This window comes from Bacillus sp. P4_E1, assembly GCF_056401715.1.
Genome location: NZ_JBFUIV010000006.1, coordinates 17221 through 33767 on the forward strand (window position 1 = coordinate 17221; position 16547 = coordinate 33767).

Annotated in this window: 18 protein-coding genes; 13 read left to right on the top strand and 5 right to left on the bottom strand. The window is 35.9% G+C overall.

Translation table 11 applies throughout. From position 1 onward, the window contains the following. Positions 1-20: 20 nt before the first annotated feature. Positions 21-800 carry a M15 family metallopeptidase gene (locus tag AC1DS7_RS10160; protein ID WP_002088858.1) on the bottom strand — a complete coding sequence of 260 codons (780 nt, stop codon included), beginning with the start codon at positions 798-800 and terminating at the stop codon, positions 21-23. 264 nt (positions 801-1064) lie between these two features. Between AC1DS7_RS10160 and motA the strand changes: the two genes are divergently transcribed. Next, on the top strand, positions 1065-1859 hold the full coding sequence (motA, locus tag AC1DS7_RS10165) for a flagellar motor stator protein MotA (RefSeq protein ID WP_002088856.1): 795 nt from the start codon (positions 1065-1067) through the stop codon (positions 1857-1859). Then, positions 1849-2634: a flagellar motor protein MotB gene (gene motB / locus AC1DS7_RS10170; protein WP_002088853.1), complete on the top strand. Its 786-nt coding sequence runs from the start codon at positions 1849-1851 to the stop codon at positions 2632-2634. The genes motA and motB overlap by 11 nt, the downstream gene beginning before the upstream one ends. A gap of 28 nt (positions 2635-2662) precedes the next feature. On the opposite strand, the gene AC1DS7_RS10175 is transcribed toward motB, so the two are convergent. Further along, positions 2663-3490 (bottom strand): 5'-nucleotidase, lipoprotein e(P4) family, encoded by an 828-nt coding sequence (locus AC1DS7_RS10175; RefSeq protein WP_002143288.1) that lies wholly within the window; start codon positions 3488-3490, stop codon positions 2663-2665. A 353-nt stretch (positions 3491-3843) separates the two neighbouring features. On the opposite strand from AC1DS7_RS10175, the gene AC1DS7_RS10180 reads away from it, so the two are divergent. The 3 genes from AC1DS7_RS10180 (at position 3844) to AC1DS7_RS10190 (ending at position 6656) form a co-directional block, all read left to right on the top strand. After that, the gene (locus AC1DS7_RS10180; RefSeq protein ID WP_002088851.1) at positions 3844-4728 is read left to right on the top strand and encodes an ABC transporter ATP-binding protein; all 885 of its coding nucleotides are present in this window, start codon (positions 3844-3846) and stop codon (positions 4726-4728) included. 2 nt (positions 4729-4730) lie between these two features. Continuing rightward, the gene (locus AC1DS7_RS10185; RefSeq protein WP_002143287.1) at positions 4731-5954 is read left to right on the top strand and encodes an ABC transporter permease; all 1224 of its coding nucleotides are present in this window, start codon (positions 4731-4733) and stop codon (positions 5952-5954) included. Positions 5955-6224: 270 nt separating this feature from the next. After that, a complete protein-coding gene (locus tag AC1DS7_RS10190) occupies positions 6225-6656 on the top strand; it encodes an Rrf2 family transcriptional regulator (RefSeq protein ID WP_002088848.1) in 432 nt (143 codons plus the stop codon). Between the two features lie 61 nt (positions 6657-6717). On the opposite strand, the gene AC1DS7_RS10195 is transcribed toward AC1DS7_RS10190, so the two are convergent. Both AC1DS7_RS10195 and AC1DS7_RS10200 read right to left on the bottom strand, forming a co-directional pair. Beyond that, positions 6718-7383 carry an MIP/aquaporin family protein gene (locus AC1DS7_RS10195; RefSeq protein ID WP_002129292.1) on the bottom strand — a complete coding sequence of 222 codons (666 nt, stop codon included), beginning with the start codon at positions 7381-7383 and terminating at the stop codon, positions 6718-6720. A gap of 117 nt (positions 7384-7500) precedes the next feature. Continuing rightward, positions 7501-8490: a DMT family transporter gene (locus AC1DS7_RS10200; protein WP_002143282.1), complete on the bottom strand. Its 990-nt coding sequence runs from the start codon at positions 8488-8490 to the stop codon at positions 7501-7503. Between the two features lie 101 nt (positions 8491-8591). On the opposite strand from AC1DS7_RS10200, the gene AC1DS7_RS10205 reads away from it, so the two are divergent. Further along, on the top strand, positions 8592-9164 hold the full coding sequence (locus AC1DS7_RS10205) for a helix-turn-helix domain-containing protein (RefSeq protein WP_002034214.1): 573 nt from the start codon (positions 8592-8594) through the stop codon (positions 9162-9164). Positions 9165-9238: 74 nt separating this feature from the next. On the opposite strand, the gene AC1DS7_RS10210 is transcribed toward AC1DS7_RS10205, so the two are convergent. After that, positions 9239-9424 carry a PspC domain-containing protein gene (locus tag AC1DS7_RS10210; RefSeq protein ID WP_002088845.1) on the bottom strand — a complete coding sequence of 62 codons (186 nt, stop codon included), beginning with the start codon at positions 9422-9424 and terminating at the stop codon, positions 9239-9241. A 214-nt stretch (positions 9425-9638) separates the two neighbouring features. On the opposite strand from AC1DS7_RS10210, the gene AC1DS7_RS10215 reads away from it, so the two are divergent. From AC1DS7_RS10215 to AC1DS7_RS10245, 7 genes are all read left to right on the top strand, one after another. After that, positions 9639-10880 (top strand): amidohydrolase family protein, encoded by a 1242-nt coding sequence (locus tag AC1DS7_RS10215; RefSeq protein ID WP_002165026.1) that lies wholly within the window; start codon positions 9639-9641, stop codon positions 10878-10880. 112 nt (positions 10881-10992) lie between these two features. After that, entirely contained in the window at positions 10993-12288 is a 1296-nt protein-coding gene (locus tag AC1DS7_RS10220; protein WP_012261770.1) for a purine/pyrimidine permease, read from the top strand. Positions 12289-12453: 165 nt separating this feature from the next. Continuing rightward, positions 12454-12678, top strand: coding sequence for a spore germination transcription factor GerE (gene gerE / locus AC1DS7_RS10225; RefSeq protein WP_000659484.1), 225 nt, complete (start codon positions 12454-12456; stop codon positions 12676-12678). 383 nt (positions 12679-13061) lie between these two features. After that, positions 13062-13874, top strand: coding sequence for a glutamate racemase (racE, locus tag AC1DS7_RS10230; RefSeq protein WP_002015338.1), 813 nt, complete (start codon positions 13062-13064; stop codon positions 13872-13874). Positions 13875-14004: 130 nt separating this feature from the next. Then, positions 14005-15054, top strand: coding sequence for a GerMN domain-containing protein (locus tag AC1DS7_RS10235; protein ID WP_476998959.1), 1050 nt, complete (start codon positions 14005-14007; stop codon positions 15052-15054). A gap of 131 nt (positions 15055-15185) precedes the next feature. After that, positions 15186-15923, top strand: a complete 738-nt coding sequence (gene rph / locus AC1DS7_RS10240) for a ribonuclease PH (RefSeq protein ID WP_002015340.1) — start codon at positions 15186-15188, stop codon at positions 15921-15923. Between the two features lie 11 nt (positions 15924-15934). Continuing rightward, positions 15935-16543 carry an XTP/dITP diphosphatase gene (locus AC1DS7_RS10245; RefSeq protein WP_002088834.1) on the top strand — a complete coding sequence of 203 codons (609 nt, stop codon included), beginning with the start codon at positions 15935-15937 and terminating at the stop codon, positions 16541-16543. Positions 16544-16547 lie beyond the last annotated feature (4 nt).

Consider the following 16547-nt stretch of genomic DNA (forward strand, 5'->3'; position numbering starts at 1 on the left):
TAAGAGAGCGATTCGCTCTCTTATTTTTTGTCCTCCATCGCCTCTTCTAATGTTAGGTGGTGCTTATATATGTATGTGGCGTATGGATTACCGACGTAGCGTAAGTGCCACGGTTCATATGCATACTCTGTTGTTTTTGTTTTATCCTCTAAATAACGAATGACAAATCCGAACTCATGGGCATGTTCTGCAACCCATTTTCCTTCTGCTGTCTCTCCGAAGATTGGTTCTAATTGGAATTTAGCAGATTTTGAGCTAATATCCATTGCTAGACCGGTTTGATGCTCACTTGTTCCAGGAATTGCACTTACCGAATCAGCCTCAGCTTTTCCTTGGCGTTTAATATATGTATTATGTAATGACTGTTGGCGTTTGTAAGAACGGTAACCTGAAACTGCTGTAAGTTCTAAACCTTCTTCTTTCGCTGCTTGGAACATTTTTTCAAGAGCGTCTGCAGCATCTTTGCGAAGTAATGTTTTCTCTTTATCTTTTGGACTAGTAAATGGTACGTTCGGTTTCGTCAAATCTTCTGGAATGTACCCATCTGGTAATTTACGATGTTTATTGACTAATACAAGAGCAGAATCTGGATTTGTTACAACGGAAAAATTATCATCTAGTTTCTTTGCATTATGATCAGCTTTTTGAAAAGCAGGAATCTCTTCTTTTTGGTGGTTATTATGTTTTTGATTTTCGACAGCTTTCGCTTCGTTTTGTAGTGGTGATTTAGAACCAAAGTAAACGAAAGATGTGATACCGATTACAATAGTAGCGGCAGAAATAATTATTATTTTTTTCATGATGCCCTGTAATCACTGTCCTTTCTTAATAAAATATGTATCGTTTTTATTATAAGTCTAGTTTGTTGAAAAAGAAATATAAGAGTCGTAACGTAATAGAAACGCAAAGAAAATGTCAGAAAATGTGTGAAAATGTAGTATTTTTTCATATAATTCATTTCTTATCTTTCATGAAGTGCATTTTTTATGTAATATATGTATATAAGAAGATGTAGCGATTATCGAGAATAAAAGACCTCTTGTATAGACTAGGAGTGAATGGGAATGGATTTTGCAACAATTATTGGAATCATTTTAGGAGTATTAGCGGTAGTCGTAGGGATGGTCGTCAAGGGCGCTGACATAACAGCTTTACTAAATCCTGCCGCAGCACTAATTATTTTCGTCGGTACATTTGCTGCAGTGTGTATTGCATTTCCGATGAATCAACTAAAAAAAGTTCCAAAATTATTTAAAGTTCTTTTTGGTTCAAATAAAAAAGATTTAAGTTATGAACAATTGCTAGAATTATTTGTTCATTGGACATCTGAGAGTAGAAAATACGGTATTTTGTCTTTAGAGCAACAATTAGATGAAATTGAAGATGAATTTCTTTTGCGTGGTATGAAATTTGTTATTGATGGTGTATCTGCAGAGGACTTAGAACAAATTTTAGAAGCCGAATTAGAAGCGATTGAAGAGAGACATGCAAAAGGGGCTGCTATTTTTTCGCAAGCTGGTACATATGCACCTACACTAGGGGTTTTAGGTGCTGTTATTGGTCTTGTAGCTGCACTTGGAAATTTAACTGATATTGAAAAGCTAGGGCATGCTATTTCAGGTGCGTTTATTGCAACGATTTTCGGTATTTTTTCAGGTTACGTATTATGGCATCCGTTTGCAAATAAATTAAAGCAAAAGTCTGCTGCTGAATTAGAGAAGAAACGTTTAATTATTGATTGTTTATTAATGTTACAAGAAGGTACATATCCGTTTATTATGAAGAACCGCATTTTAGGTGCACTTTCTGCAACTGAGCGTAAAAAGCTAGAAAAAGGAGCAGAAAAAAATGCGGAGTAAGAAAAATAGAAGAGGCAAAAAGAAAAAACATGAAGAGCATATCGATGAAACTTGGTTAATTCCATATTCTGATATGTTAACGTTGTTATTTGCATTGTTCATCGTATTATTCGCAATGAGTAGTATAGATGCTGCGAAATTTAAACAGATGGCAGTAGCTTTTCGAAGTGAACTAGCAGGTGGAACAGGAAATAAAGAGTTTTTAAGTGATCAAAAACCAAAGGAAGAAAAAGAGTTATCGGCAAGTAGTTTGGAATCTGAGAAGATCAAAAAAGATGCTGAAGCTGAAGTGAAAAAGCAAGAAATGAATGAATTAAAAGCAGTACAAAAAGGTATTGATAAGTATATTGAGGAAAAGCAATTATCTTCTTCTTTTAAAACCGATTTAACCGAAAAAGGTTTAATGGTAACAATATTAGAAAATGTACTATTTGACTCAGGGAAAGCAGATGTGAAATTGGAATCGTTAGGGATTGCAAAAGAGATGTCTAACCTACTTGTTTCAGCATCACCTCGTGAAATTACCGTATCGGGCCATACAGACAATGTTCCTATTTCAAACGCACAGTTTGCATCGAATTGGGAATTAAGTACGCAGCGTGCAGTTAATTTTATGCAGGTGTTACTTCAAAATAAAGAATTGCAACCAGAAAAATTTAGTGCAGTTGGTTATGGAGAATACCGTTCAATTGCACCAAATGATACGCCAGAAGGAAAAGCGAAAAATAGACGTGTAGAAGTATTTATTTTACCTTTAACAAGAAATATGCAATAAAAGAGGATGGCGAAGGCCATCCTCTTTGTTATTTTGCATCAAATGATTTTAAATTGTCACGACGGATTTTGTCTTTTTCTGCATCTGATTTTTTGAAATTATAGTCATATAGAGCACCTTCCCAATCACCGTACATTGGATTAGGGAAAATGATGAATTTCTCACCAAATTGTGCTTTTGATTCTGCCACTGTTTCATTGCGATCTTTTACAGATTTCCCATCAAAACCAGTGAAATCAGATAAGTTGTCACCGAAGAATAGGACGATGTCATGTGTTTGAGAAACAAGTTCACGACGTTTTTCTTTCCCTTTTTCTTTCGGATCTTGTAATAAGATATGCTCTTTTGTTGCTTGTGGAGCACCAACGCGCTCAAGGTTTTTAATAGTTGCATCTAGTTGATTCGTTTTGCGATTTGAGATGTAGTAAATATCTACACCTTTAGACTCTGTATATTTTAAGAAATCAATCGCGCCTGGAAGAGCTTCAGCTTCAGCTTTATTAATCCAATCGTCCCATTTATAAGGATAGCCTTTTCCTGTTTTTACGCTCATTGCTTGATGGGGACTGTTATCTAAAACAGTTTCATCTAAATCAAGTACGATAGCAGGTTTTTTGTTTGTGCCTTTTGCAAGAGCTGCATCAAGCTTCAATTGACCAATATTGTATCCTTGGTAGTATAGTGCTTTCGTTTCACCAGCTGTTTGATACCATAAATCAGCCATCAATTGCTGGTCTGTTAATTTTACTTTTTCTTCTTTCGCCACTGTTTTCTCAGCTGTTCCTGAACATGCTACAAGCGATGTGGAAAGAACGGCTACAGATAATAAAGTGGTAATACCCCTCTTCATCTTCATATGTATCCTCCTTGATGTTAGTAAATCATTTAATATTATATATTAAAATATAATGCTTTTTATATTTTTTTTTATGAACATTTGCATATTGTCTTTTGTATATGTAGTAGTTTGTCCTATATTAGAAAGATGGGTTAAATAATAATAATTATTTTGACAAGTTTTATTGTCGTAATGACAATTATAATTGACAAAAACGGGATTTTTATTTACAATTTTAACTAAATGAAACAAATCATGGGTTAGGTGTAGTGATACATATAAGAGAATGAAATATAGTACTATATTTCATTCTGAACAATCATAGGCTTTAACAGAGGGTACGAATGATACTAAAGGGGAGGCTTTATACATTGAGTTTACAAATTCAAAACTTAACAAAAATATTCGGAGAATCTAAAGCAGTTAATGGTTTGCAAATCTCGTTACCGAAAGGTGAAGTGTTAGGGTTACTTGGCCGAAATGGTGCAGGGAAAACAACGACAATTAAAATGTTACTAGGTTTATTAACGCCAAATGAAGGTTCTATTACGTGGGATGGAAAATCATTTGGTGATAGCGGGGTAACAATTGGATATTTACCAGAAGAAAGAGGATTATATACAAAAAGTAGAGTAATAGATCAGTTGCGATATTTTGGCAGATTAGAAGGAATGACGAAAAAAGAAGTGGATCTTGCAATTGATCACTGGTTAGAGCGATTAGCAATCCCAGAATATAAATTTAAAACGGCAGGGGAGCTTTCGAAAGGGAATCAACAAAAAATTCAATTGATTGCTGCTCTTCTTCATGATCCAGAACTTCTTATTTTAGATGAACCATTTAGCGGACTTGATCCAGTTAATGCGGGAATGTTAGCTAATATTATTGGAGAACAAGTACAGAGTGGGAAGACAATTATTTTATCAAGTCATCGTATGGAGCAAGTAGAGGCTTTTTGCCAACATGTATGTATTTTGAAAAAAGGCGAAGCGGTCGTAGAAGGGCAGTTAAGTGATATTAAGAAAGAATACGGTTTCCGTAATTTAACTATTGAAGATACAGTAGAGAATGAAAAGGGATTAGAAGCTATACACGTTCCGTATGAAAAACAACAAGGCCTTCTTTATGTAAAAGTACAAGGTGATGCAGAAGCTCTAAAGATTTTGCAACAGTTGCAAGAGCAAGGTATTAGCTTACGACAATTTAAAATGTTAGAGCCGACGTTAAACGAAATCTTTGTAGAGAGGGCGAAATAAAGATGCGTAAATTTTCTCATGTATTTTCATTTTATTTTAAGGAAGCGTTTTTATCTAAAAAATCATTAATTACGAGTGCGATTTTATTTTTAGTTGTGTTTGGTATTTTTGCATTTAATCATTTCACTTCAAGTAATGATAAAAATAAGGATAAAGATAAAATTGCAGTTGTGACAGAGAGTTCCACATATAAAATACAAAAAGAAGAGTTAAATAAATTATTACCATCAGCTAAACTAACAATTGGTTCAAAAGAAGATTTTAATAAACTACATAAACAAGTAGAAGAAGGCGAGTTAGACGGTTTGTTTCGTGTAACTGAAAAGAATGGAGTTCCAGAAGTCACGTATATGTTTAATGGGTTCGCCAGTGAAACAACTTCTACTATTATAGCTAGTTATTTAAAGGGACAATATATGGCGGTAACGGTTGCTAAACATAATGTTTCACCGGAAATTGCACAACAATTACAAACGGAAATTTCTGTAAAACAAGAAGCAATAAAAGATCGTTCTGCCTCTGCCGGAGTTGCATATTTCTTTATATTCGCTTTATATATGTTTATTGTTGCGTTCGGAAGCACAATTGCGATGAATATTGCTTCTGAAAAAGCTTCTCGCGTTATGGAAGTTATGATTCCGAAAGTAAAACCTCTTACGATGATGTATGCAAAAATTTTAGCGGTTGTTTCAACGGCGTTATTACAACTTGTCATATTGGCATGTGGTTATTTAGTTCCTTATTTACTAGGTTGGGTAGATTTAGAAAATGGTTCATTATTTGGCGTAATTGATGTTACAAAGTTAGATGCAAAAGTTATCGGTATGTTCCTAATTTATTTTGTTACAGGGTATTTCCTGTATGCGATGATGTATGCAGCTGCTGGTGCGGTTGTTTCTAAGACTGAGGATTTGCAAGGTGTAATGCTACCGGTGTCAATTTTAATAATTGCAGCATTCTTTATAAGTCTTAAATCGTTAGGTGACCCAAATAGTACTATTGTTGTTATAAGCTCTTATGTTCCGTTCTTCACCCCGATGGTTACATTCTCACGCTTTGTAGCTGGTGAAGCTGGTATGTTAGAAATTACGATAACATTGGCGGGTCTTTTAGCGACAATCGGTATATTAAGTGCTGTTACAAGCCGCATTTACGTAAACGGTGTAATGAATTACTCTGATAAAGTGAAGTTTAAAGATTTGGCGAAATTTATAAAGCGTCAATAATAGAGGGAAAGCATGATTTTCTAATGGAATCATGCTTTTTCTTTACCCCGCATTAACGGGCAGTAAAACTCCCATCTCAAAATTCAGCTGGAGCAAAGAAGTTAGATGGGAGATCAACTGCCCGTAAACGCCCGATTGGTTCAACTAATAATCAGTGGGGGATGAACAAAACCCCCACTGATTAAAGTTTCACTTTATGTATAAATTAAAAATAGTATATAATGATAAGAGTCGTCTTTTAATAGAATGAATAAAAAGGAGGGTGTGCAGATGGGAATTAGTAGTCGTTTTACAGTAGGTGTTCATATGTTAACGTTACTTGCAATAGATCGAAACTCTCGCTGTACCTCTGAATGGATTGCTGGTAGTGTGAATACAAATCCAGTTGTGATTCGTCGCATTACAGGAATGTTGAAGAGAGCAGGACTTGTTGATGTACAAGCTGGTAAAGGTGGTACGACACTTGCTCGTGATTTAGATGAAATTACATTACTTGATGTATATAAAGCTGTGGAAGTTGTAGAAGAAGGACATCTATTTTCTTTCCATGAAAATCCCAACATTGAATGTCCAGTAGGAGCTAATATTCAATCGGTATTAGAGATTATTTTAATACAATCGCAAGAAGCGATGGAAAACGTACTTGCAAATGTAACGGTGCAGCAATTAGTTACAAATTTAAAGTCGAAAATTAAAGAATAAAAAAAAGCGAGCTTCCTCATGATGAGGGCTCGCCTTTTTTTATTCAGAAATATTGAAAATTTTATTTTTCAGTATTTAAAATGAATTTACCTACAATAGCTGCTACGATACCACCAAGAATTGGTGCAACGATGAATACCCATAATTGAGAAAGTGCTTCTCCGCCAGCAAATAAAGCTGGTGCGATACTACGAGCAGGGTTAACAGATGTTCCAGTTAACGGAATACCTAATAAGTGAATTAATACTAATGTGAAACCAATTACTAGTCCAGCTAAAGAAGAACTTCCCTTTTTACCTGTTACAGCAACGATAACTAAAACAAATACGAAAGTTAAAATGAATTCAACTAAAAATGCTCCAGATAAACCAAGAGTTCCAAAACTATTTTGTCCTAAATTATCTAAAGGTAATTTAGCAGATCGTAAAATTGTTACTAACGTTGCAGTTCCTAATAAACCACCTAAAATTTGAGCTAATAAATAATAGCTAAGTTCCATAGCGTTCATTCTTTTGTTGATGAACATAGCGATTGATACTGCTGGGTTAATATGACATCCAGAAATTGTTCCAATGCTATATGCCATAGCCACGATAGATAATCCGAAAGCCATAGCGATACCTAATGTTCCAATTCCTTCAATTCCGCCACCAATGACAGCTACTCCAGTTCCGAATAATACAAGTACAAATGTACCAATAAATTCAGCAATTGCTTTTTTTAACATAATTTACCTCCTATTAATGCACATGAAAGGTATTATAACATAGGTTTTAGTATAAACAGCTAATGAAATACTATTCTGATAAGGCGAAATAGGGAGATAATAAAAATAGATATGGTTCTATGAAGAAGAACCATATCTATTTTTATGCTGATTTTTTTGTTTAATGACTGGAACAGAACGGTTTAAAACACTATTTACGATCATTCCTAGCATGATAATAATCATCCCAATCAGTGACAGTCCGCTAGGGAATGAACCATTTAAGAAAATAATCTCACCAAGCACAGTGAAGACCATCGTTCCAGCTTGTGTTGCTTCAACAGCTCCAAGTAAAGCAAGATTGTCTTTTGCTAAGTCAGTAGCAAAGAAAAATGTCATCGTCGCAATAACTCCGGAACATAATGCTAACAAAAATCCTTGCATCATTTGACTTGATGATGGAATACCGGTAGTGGAAAATCCATATATACCAAGTAGGATTGTAATAGGGAGACTTCCGATTGCCATTCCTAATACACGTTGGAATGTATCAAGACGCCCGCCAACAAGTTCCATCATTTTTCGGTTACCGAAGGGATATAAGAAAGCTGCTAAAACGACAGGTAAAAAACCAGAAATGAATTGAGTCATTGTAATATGACCGGCTTCAGTAGCTTGCATACAAAGTACACCAAGTAAAATAAATAAAGCGACGTATAAACTGCGTAGTGGAATTTTTCCACGTACAAGTTTTGTACCTGATTTTGTTTCTATTTTAATGAAGAATAATGGCGATAAAAGTAAACCTGCTAATATCGTAACTTGCCAAGTTCCAGCAACGAGCCAAGCTGGAGAAAAAACAGCTGCGAAACTTAATAAAGAATAGAAGCCGATGCCAGCGACCGAGCCCCACCCGATCCATACAAATGGATGTTTTTTTAATTCTGCCCATAAAGCTCCTAAGTTTTTGCGAAATAAAACGATAAGGAATAAAATAGGGAGAGCAAATAGAAAACGGAAGGAAGCAGTCCAAGCCCAGCTTGTTCCAGATACATTCATTGCTCTGTTAATAATAAAGGTTGCAGAAAAAAAGGCCGATGATAAAAGACCTAGTAATATTGCGCGCATGAAGTATGGCACTCCTTTCGGAATTGAGTATTTATGTATAGTATAATATACTTAAAGATAATAAAAGTAAACTATTTTATATTTTAAGGTGGTTTTTATATATGAAAGAAAATGAAGATATGCAAACGAAAGAAGTAATTCAGCAAGTAGGTCAGCTATTAAGACAAATTCGAAATGAACAAAAATTAAGTTTAGAAGAATTAGCCCAAAAAACAGGGGTTAGTAAATTAACATTAGGGAAAATTGAGAGAGGCGAAACGAATCCAACGTTAGCTGTCATTTGGAAAATAACGAAAGGGTTATCGATTCCTTTATCGAGATTAATGGTTGTTGGAGAACCTGTAGCTGTTGCGCGCTGCGGAGAAGGATTTGCAGTAGATGTAGGACAAGCATGGCATTTAGAAACGATGTTCCGTTACACGAAAGAAACAGGGATGGAAATGCACCGTGCTTGTTTAAGAGCGAATAGTATATATGAACCGGAAGCTCATCATGAAGGCGCAATTGAGCTTGTAACAGTAATGAAAGGGAAAGTTTCTATTCAAGTTGAGAATGACGTATATGTGCTAAATGAGTTTGACTCCATTCAGTTTGAAGCTAATAAGAAACATAGTTATAAAAATGAAGAGGATGAAGTAGCGGTATTACATTTAACGATGAAATATTCTTCATGAAAAAATCACCTATAGAAAAGAATTCTATAGGTGATTTTTTATATGCTCTTCTTAAGTATATGGAATGATACCAGTTAGTACGCGCGTGGCATAAGTAATAAACAAATAAAATAAACTAAAAATCCCGTTCCAAAACATAGAATAGCAATGACCCAAATAATACGAATGAGAGTAGAGCTAATATCAAAATATTCTCCTAAACCACCGCATATACCAAATAACATTTTATCAGTTTCGGATTTATATAACCTCTTCGACATATTATGATCCTCTCCTTTTTATATCACCGCTGTTATGTATGAGTGATACAGTGTACTTTTATTCTATATGGAAATTTATGAGAAGACCATTAGGTTATATTACATTTTTTTGTGAAAGGACAATACAGTGGATTAATTGTCTTAATTTTCAGTTGGTATTAAAATGAAAATGAGGGTGTGACGTATTTTCTAATATAAGGTGGGGGAAATGGTAATGACATTATATTGGTTGACTAATGTAAAGCTTGAAACAGGTTATACATATGAAGAAGCGAAAATTTCACAAACGGAAACTGAGATATGCAGTCTTCTTATTGAAGATGGGCGAATTAAAAGAATTATATCGGGAATCGCCCAAGAGGAAGGAACGTTAACTTTTGATGCTAATCGTTTATTAGTTTTACCAGCTTTTGAAGAGATGCATATTCATATTGATAAAACATATTATAGTGGGCCTTGGAAAGCTTGTATGCCAGCAGAAAATATTTTTACACGTTTTAATGAAGAAAAAACGATTTTACCAAAGCAATTAGCAACTGCTCAAGACAGGGCGGAAAATATGCTAGAGTTATTGCTTCGAAATGGCGCAACAAATATTAGAACGCATTGTAATGTGGATCCGGTTATTGGACTTCGTAATTTAGAGGCAACGTTAGCGGCTTTAGGAACATATAAAGATCGGTTGTCTGGTAGAATAGTTGCATTTCCGCAACATGGATTATTGCGAAGTAATTCTATGCAACTTGTGAAAGATGCGATGCGTATGGGCGCACAATTAGTTGGCGGAGTGGACCCAGCTACAGTAGATAATGATATTGAAAAATCATTACATACGATTATGGACATTGCGGTAGAATTTAATGCGGATGTTGATATTCATTTGCACGATGCGAATAATCTTGGAACGTTTACAATGAAGAGATTAGCAAGTCTAACGGAAGAAGCAGGATGGCAAGGTCGTGTAACAATTAGTCATGCGCTTGGACTTGGTGGTGTTACTGATAAAGAAGCTGAAGAAGTGGCAGAAAGACTAGCAGCATTAAAGATTGATATCACTTCAACCGTTCCAATCGGTAAACAAGTAATCCCAATTCCATTATTAGATCGAAAAGGAGTTAAAGTTTCATTAGGAAATGATAGTATTACAGATCATTGGTCTCCGTTTGGCACAGGTGATATGCTTCAAAAGGCAAATCGATTGGCAGAACGATTTGGTTGGAGTGATGAAAGGTCTTTAGGGAAAGCTCTTCGTTTTATTACTGGAGGGAAAGAAACGTTAAATAATGAAGGGAAACGAGTGTGGCCGAATGTAGGGGATGAGGCAAGTTTTGTTTTAACGAATGCAACATGCGCCGCGGAAGCAGTGGCTCGTCAAACAGAGAAGCGTGTAGTTATGTATAAAGGGAATGTTGTTATAGGGGATTTAAATCAAGTGAAATCTGATAATCTTGTATAGAGGAATCGTTTAGATGTTTTGAGAAGGGTTCTAATTGTGAAAATAGAACCTTTCTTTTTTATTTAATAGAAACACGGAAGTACTATACCTCCTTATAAGGAAGCAAGAAGGGATGAAAAGTTTGGACAATCAACATAATCAAAATCATATTATGGGAACTTTGCAATGGTTTATTTTTTTATTAGCAAACTCAATCGCGCTACCAATTGTCGTTGGCGGATTATTTCATCTTACGACGGAAGAAGTATTTTATTTAATGCAGCGTACGTTTTTCGTAGTTGGTATATCTTCTTTTTTACAAGGATGGCTTGGACATAAGCTTCCGATTGCGGATGGACCAGCTGGATCTTGGGTTGGTGTATTTACCGTGCTTGCTTATGCAACTGTAGGGCAGGATCAATTACATAGTACATTGCAAATTTTAGAATTAGGAATGATGGTTGCGGGAGTTGTTTTAATAGGGCTAGGAGTAACGGGAGTTATCGGGCGTATTTTATTTTTATTTACGCCGCTCGTGACAGGGACGTTCTTACTTTTATTATGTTTACAATTAAGTGGTGTATTTTTAAAAGGAATGCTAGGAATTACAGCTACTGTTTCTCAAATTGATGGATTTACAGCATTAATTGCTTTTTGCATATTTTTATTCGTAGTCATACTCTCCAACTTCGGAAAAGGTTTTGTTAAAAGTTATGCGGTTTTAATAGGGTTAATTAGTGGCTGGATTATTTTTCTCATTGCAGGAAAAGTGACGATCCCATCTCAAGTAACTCATTTTGTGCAACTTCCACATATATTTGCGTGGGGAATTCCAAAATGGAATACAGGTATGGCTGTATCAAGTTTCGTTATGGTATGTATCTTAGTTTCAAATACAGTGGCAGCTATTATAGCAATCAATCAAGCTACGATTCATAAAGCAACTATTGAACAAAAACAGTTGAGAAATGGTACGTGGGTCGGAGGGATTTCGCATATGATTTCCTCTTTGTTTTCAACTGTAGGTGTCGTTCCACTACCAGCAACGGCAGGTTTCATACGTTTAACAAATCAAAAGTACATGCGTTCATTCTTATTTGCTTGTGTACTATTAGTCGGTATGTCGCTGTTTCCAAGTATTATCCGCTACTTAGCCTCTCTGCCATCCGCGGTCGCATCTGCGGTTTTAATGGCTTCGTTCGTGCAGCTTATTGGAATTGGATTTCATAATATAAAACAAGTACCACTTAGCGAAAGGAATGTAACGATTTTAGGAGTTGCTATATTATTTGGAAGTGGTGTTATGTTTTTACCGTCTGGAGCACTCCAATCCTTGCCGTCTGTGATGCAATATATATTCGGGAATGGTTTGTTCGTAGGTACAGTTGTCAGCATATTACTAGAACAAATATGGCGTACTGAAAAGTAAGTGGATAAAAAGAGTGTACGCACTGTATAAAAGTCTAAAATAACATAAGAAATAAAGCCCATTTTCATTCACCACCTGCACATTTCGTTCATACAATATCTTGACTAAATAAACACCCAACTTACACATATACAGCTCTGGCTTAAGCAAGGAGGGTTATACCAGTTGAAGGAAAAAGCGTATCAATCTAAACCGTTACTCACAAAGAGAGAAAGAGAAGTATTTGAATTACTGGTTCAAGATAAAACGACGAAGGAAATTGCAGGTGAACTGTTTATAAGTGAAAAAACAGTACGTAATCACATCTCAAACGCAATGCAAAAGCTAGGGGTTAAAGGACGTTCACAAGCAGTTGTTGAGCTTCTTCGTATGGGAGAGCTAGAACTATAAGAAAGCAGCCGACTTTTATACAAAAGGTCGGCTATTTTTCTGTTTGTTTCATGCTCCATATGAATGATAAGCATGCTTCATACATAAATAGGTAAGGCTATAAAGAACGCGATAAATAAAATATAGAAATAAAACTCCCGCTATTAATAAAAGTAGCGGGAGTTTTATTTTGAATGAGCATTTTATATAGAAGAAACCGACTTTCATATAGAAGGTCGGTTATTTTTCTGTCTTGCAAATTATGAAAAAAAGGAGCAAAATAAAAAAGGTCCTGATCTATATAGGTACAAATGAAAATTTTTATACAGGGGCACTTTAAGTTAGCGAACTTAAAGTGTGTAAAATATACTGATAAACATAAAAGATGATGAATGAGAAAACGGGTGATTAAGTTGAATAGAGCGATCGGTGTTATTGATTCAGGAGTGGGCGGTTTAACAGTAGCGAAGGAATTAATTCGTCAGTTGCCGAAAGAGCGTATTATATATTTAGGGGATACAGCACGTTGCCCTTATGGTCCGCGTTCTCGTGAAGAAGTGCGTCAATTTACGTGGGAAATGACGGAGCATTTATTAGATTTAAATATCAAAATGTTAGTTATTGCGTGTAATACAGCAACTGCGGTTGTATTAGAAGAAATGCAGAAACAATTACCAATTCCAGTAGTTGGAGTTATTCATCCAGGATCACGTACAGCTTTAAAAGTGACAAATACGTATCATGTTGGGATTATTGGAACGATTGGAACAGTAAAAAGTGGCGCCTATGAAGAGGCGTTAAAGTCTATTAATAACCGTGTTATGGTAGAAAGTTTAGCTTGCCCACCTTTCGTTGAGCTTGTAGAGAGTGGGAATTTCGAAAGTGAAATGGCGTATGAAGTTGTAAGAGAAACATTGCAACCGTTGAAAAGTACTGACATTGATACGCTTATTCTAGGATGTACGCATTATCCGATTTTAGGTCCTGTTATTAAAAAGGTAATGGGGGATCAAGTACAATTAATTAGTTCGGGTGATGAAACAGCGCGTGAGGTAAGCACGATTTTATACCATAGTAAGATGTTAAATGAGGGAGAAGAACAAAGTGACCACCTCTTCTTAACGACTGGTAAAATAGGTCTGTTCAAAGAAATTGCATCAAAGTGGTTCGGTCAGCCGATTGAAAATGTGAAGCATATCAATTTAGAAACAGAATAATAGTAGATTCATATAAGAGAACTCCTGAGAAATCAGGGGTTTTTTCTGTATAAGTAGCCATAGCTTGTTCTAAAACATGAAACAGCTCGTATACATAATAGTACAAACTTAGATTTTAGGGGGGAATGGCATGCCTAAATCCACTTTTAAATGGGTTGTTGGTGCTACTGTGAGTGCGATTTTATTATCAGGGTGTGGCTTGTTAAATCAAGAGAAAGCGACAGAACAAATTGATCCGCCAAAAAAAGTTACGTATACAGAAGGTGAAAAGAAAGAAACTGCTAAAAAAGATAAACAAGAGCAAACAGTAAATAGAGAGTTATACCTCGTTGATAAAAATGGATATGTCGTACCGCAAACTATTGCAATGCCTACTCCGAAAGCGAATGAAGTTGTACAGCAAACGTTAGAGTATCTTGTGAAAGATGGACCAGTCACAAATTTATTGCCAAATGGATTTCGAGCAGTCCTTCCAGCGAATACGACGATGACCTTGAATTTGAAAAAAGGCGGGACAGCAGTAATTGATTTCTCTAAAGAAATGAAAAATTATTCAAAAGAAGAAGAACGTCAAATTGTTGAATCAGTAGCGTGGACTTTGACTCAATTTACAGAAATAAAACAAGTGCAGTTCCAAATAAATGGTGAAAAGTTAGCGAAGATGCCTGTTGCGGGTACGCCGCTTGGTGAAGGTGTAAGTCGTGCGAATGGAATTAACTTTGATGATGAACAAGTAGCAGATGTGACGCATACAAAACCGGTTACACTTTACTTTATGGCGCAAAATAATAATAAGCAGCAATATTACGTACCGGTAACAAGGCGCGTTGCAGAAGGAAAAGAAAATGATTACTCGGCAATTGTGGATGAGCTTGTAAAAGGTCCGATTCAAGGATTGCTACTAAATGATTTTAATCCAGGAGCTAAGCTTATTACGAATCCAAAAGTGGAGAACGGAAATATTACATTAAACTTTAATGAAAATATATTTGTGAACCCAGACAAAAACATGATTTCAAATTATGTGTTGAAATCGTTAGTCTTATCTTTAACGGAAAAACAAGGTGTGAAAAATGTTTCTATTGAAGTGAATGGGAAAGCAAATCTTATGGATGAGAAAGGTGAAAAGTTAATAAAACCTGTTGATCGTCCACAAAACGTGAATACAGGTAGTTTTTAATCGCGAATAATTTGATATACTTATGTAAGAAAGGGGAATTGCTTTTTGAGTTCCCCTTCTTTTATTGTTATACATAGCGTACATTTAAATTTGGCTATACTAATGAGAGTATTTATGAGGGGGTTATTTTTATGCGAGTAGATGGTAGAGGAAAAGCAGAGCTACGCCATATACATATTCATACAAATTATTTAAAACATCCAGAGGGATCAGTACTAATTGAAGTTGGAGATACAAAGGTAATTTGTTCAGCGACAATTGAAGAGCGTGTACCGCCGTTTATGCGCGGAGAAGGAAAAGGCTGGGTAACAGCAGAATACTCAATGATTCCACGTGCGACAGAGCAACGTACAATCAGAGAGTCAAGTAAAGGGAAAGTAACAGGGCGCACAATGGAAATCCAGCGTTTAATTGGACGAGCATTACGTGCGGTTGTTGATTTAGAAGCGCTTGGCGAAAGAACGGTTTGGATTGACTGTGATGTAATTCAAGCGGATGGCGGAACGAGAACAGCTTCTATTACAGGTGCTTATGTAGCGATGGTATTAGCTTTTGAAAAATTATTGCAAGCAGAAAAAGTATCTAAAATTCCGGTGAAAGATTATTTAGCGGCAACGTCAGTAGGTGTTGTTGAAGAACAAGGTGTTGTTTTAGATTTAAATTATGCTGAAGATTCTAAAGCAGACGTTGATATGAACGTTATTATGACTGGAAAAGGTCAGTTTGTTGAAGTGCAAGGAACTGGAGAAGAAGCGACGTTTAGCAGAGCTGAATTAAATGAATTACTTGATGCTGCTGAACAAGGGATTTTCCAACTTGTTGAAAAGCAAAAAGAAGCGTTAGGTGACATCGTATCTCATATAGAGTAGAGGTGGAAAATATGAAGCAAGTTGTTGTTGCGACGAAAAATCTTGGGAAAGTACGTGAGTTTGCTGAGTTATTTGAGAGATTTGACTTAGAAGTGAAATCTTTACACGATTTTCCTCATATTGAAGAAGTCGAAGAAACTGGTGAAACATTTGAAGAAAATGCAATTTTAAAGGCGGACAGTCTTAGTAGACAGTTGAATTCCATCGTAATTGCGGATGACTCTGGTCTTATTGTAGATGCCTTAAACGGGAAACCAGGTGTGTATTCAGCTCGTTTTGCTGGAGAGCCGAAAGATGATCAGGCGAATATAGATAAGGTGTTACAAGGGTTAACTGACGTCGATTTAGAAAAACGTACAGCTCGTTTTTACTGTGCGCTAGCAGTTGCTTTCCCTGAAGTGGATAAAGAGCCGGTTATTGTAAACGGAACGTGCGAAGGGAAAATTCTAGAACAGCGCCGCGGGGAAAATGGTTTCGGATACGATCCGATTTTTTATGTAGAAGAATATAAAAAAGCGATGGCTGAGCTAAATTCGGATGAGAAAAATGCGATTAGTCACCGTGGACGCGCTCTTCGTAAATTAGAAGAAAAAATCCCAGAATGGTTTTTAGAAGAATAAGGGA

Coding starts and splice junctions, on each gene's coding strand:
- AC1DS7_RS10160 (WP_002088858.1), bottom strand. CDS start 800: ATGAAAAAAATAATAATTATTTCTGCCGCTACTATTGTAATCGGTATC.
- motA (WP_002088856.1), top strand. CDS start 1,065: ATGGATTTTGCAACAATTATTGGAATCATTTTAGGAGTATTAGCGGTA.
- motB (WP_002088853.1), top strand. CDS start 1,849: ATGCGGAGTAAGAAAAATAGAAGAGGCAAAAAGAAAAAACATGAAGAG.
- AC1DS7_RS10175 (WP_002143288.1), bottom strand. CDS start 3,490: ATGAAGATGAAGAGGGGTATTACCACTTTATTATCTGTAGCCGTTCTT.
- AC1DS7_RS10185 (WP_002143287.1), top strand. CDS start 4,731: ATGCGTAAATTTTCTCATGTATTTTCATTTTATTTTAAGGAAGCGTTT.
- AC1DS7_RS10190 (WP_002088848.1), top strand. CDS start 6,225: ATGGGAATTAGTAGTCGTTTTACAGTAGGTGTTCATATGTTAACGTTA.
- AC1DS7_RS10195 (WP_002129292.1), bottom strand. CDS start 7,383: ATGTTAAAAAAAGCAATTGCTGAATTTATTGGTACATTTGTACTTGTA.
- AC1DS7_RS10200 (WP_002143282.1), bottom strand. CDS start 8,490: ATGCGCGCAATATTACTAGGTCTTTTATCATCGGCCTTTTTTTCTGCA.
- AC1DS7_RS10205 (WP_002034214.1), top strand. CDS start 8,592: ATGAAAGAAAATGAAGATATGCAAACGAAAGAAGTAATTCAGCAAGTA.
- AC1DS7_RS10210 (WP_002088845.1), bottom strand. CDS start 9,424: ATGTCGAAGAGGTTATATAAATCCGAAACTGATAAAATGTTATTTGGT.
- AC1DS7_RS10215 (WP_002165026.1), top strand. CDS start 9,639: ATGACATTATATTGGTTGACTAATGTAAAGCTTGAAACAGGTTATACA.
- AC1DS7_RS10220 (WP_012261770.1), top strand. CDS start 10,993: ATGAAAAGTTTGGACAATCAACATAATCAAAATCATATTATGGGAACT.
- AC1DS7_RS10235 (WP_476998959.1), top strand. CDS start 14,005: ATGCCTAAATCCACTTTTAAATGGGTTGTTGGTGCTACTGTGAGTGCG.
- rph (WP_002015340.1), top strand. CDS start 15,186: ATGCGAGTAGATGGTAGAGGAAAAGCAGAGCTACGCCATATACATATT.
- AC1DS7_RS10245 (WP_002088834.1), top strand. CDS start 15,935: ATGAAGCAAGTTGTTGTTGCGACGAAAAATCTTGGGAAAGTACGTGAG.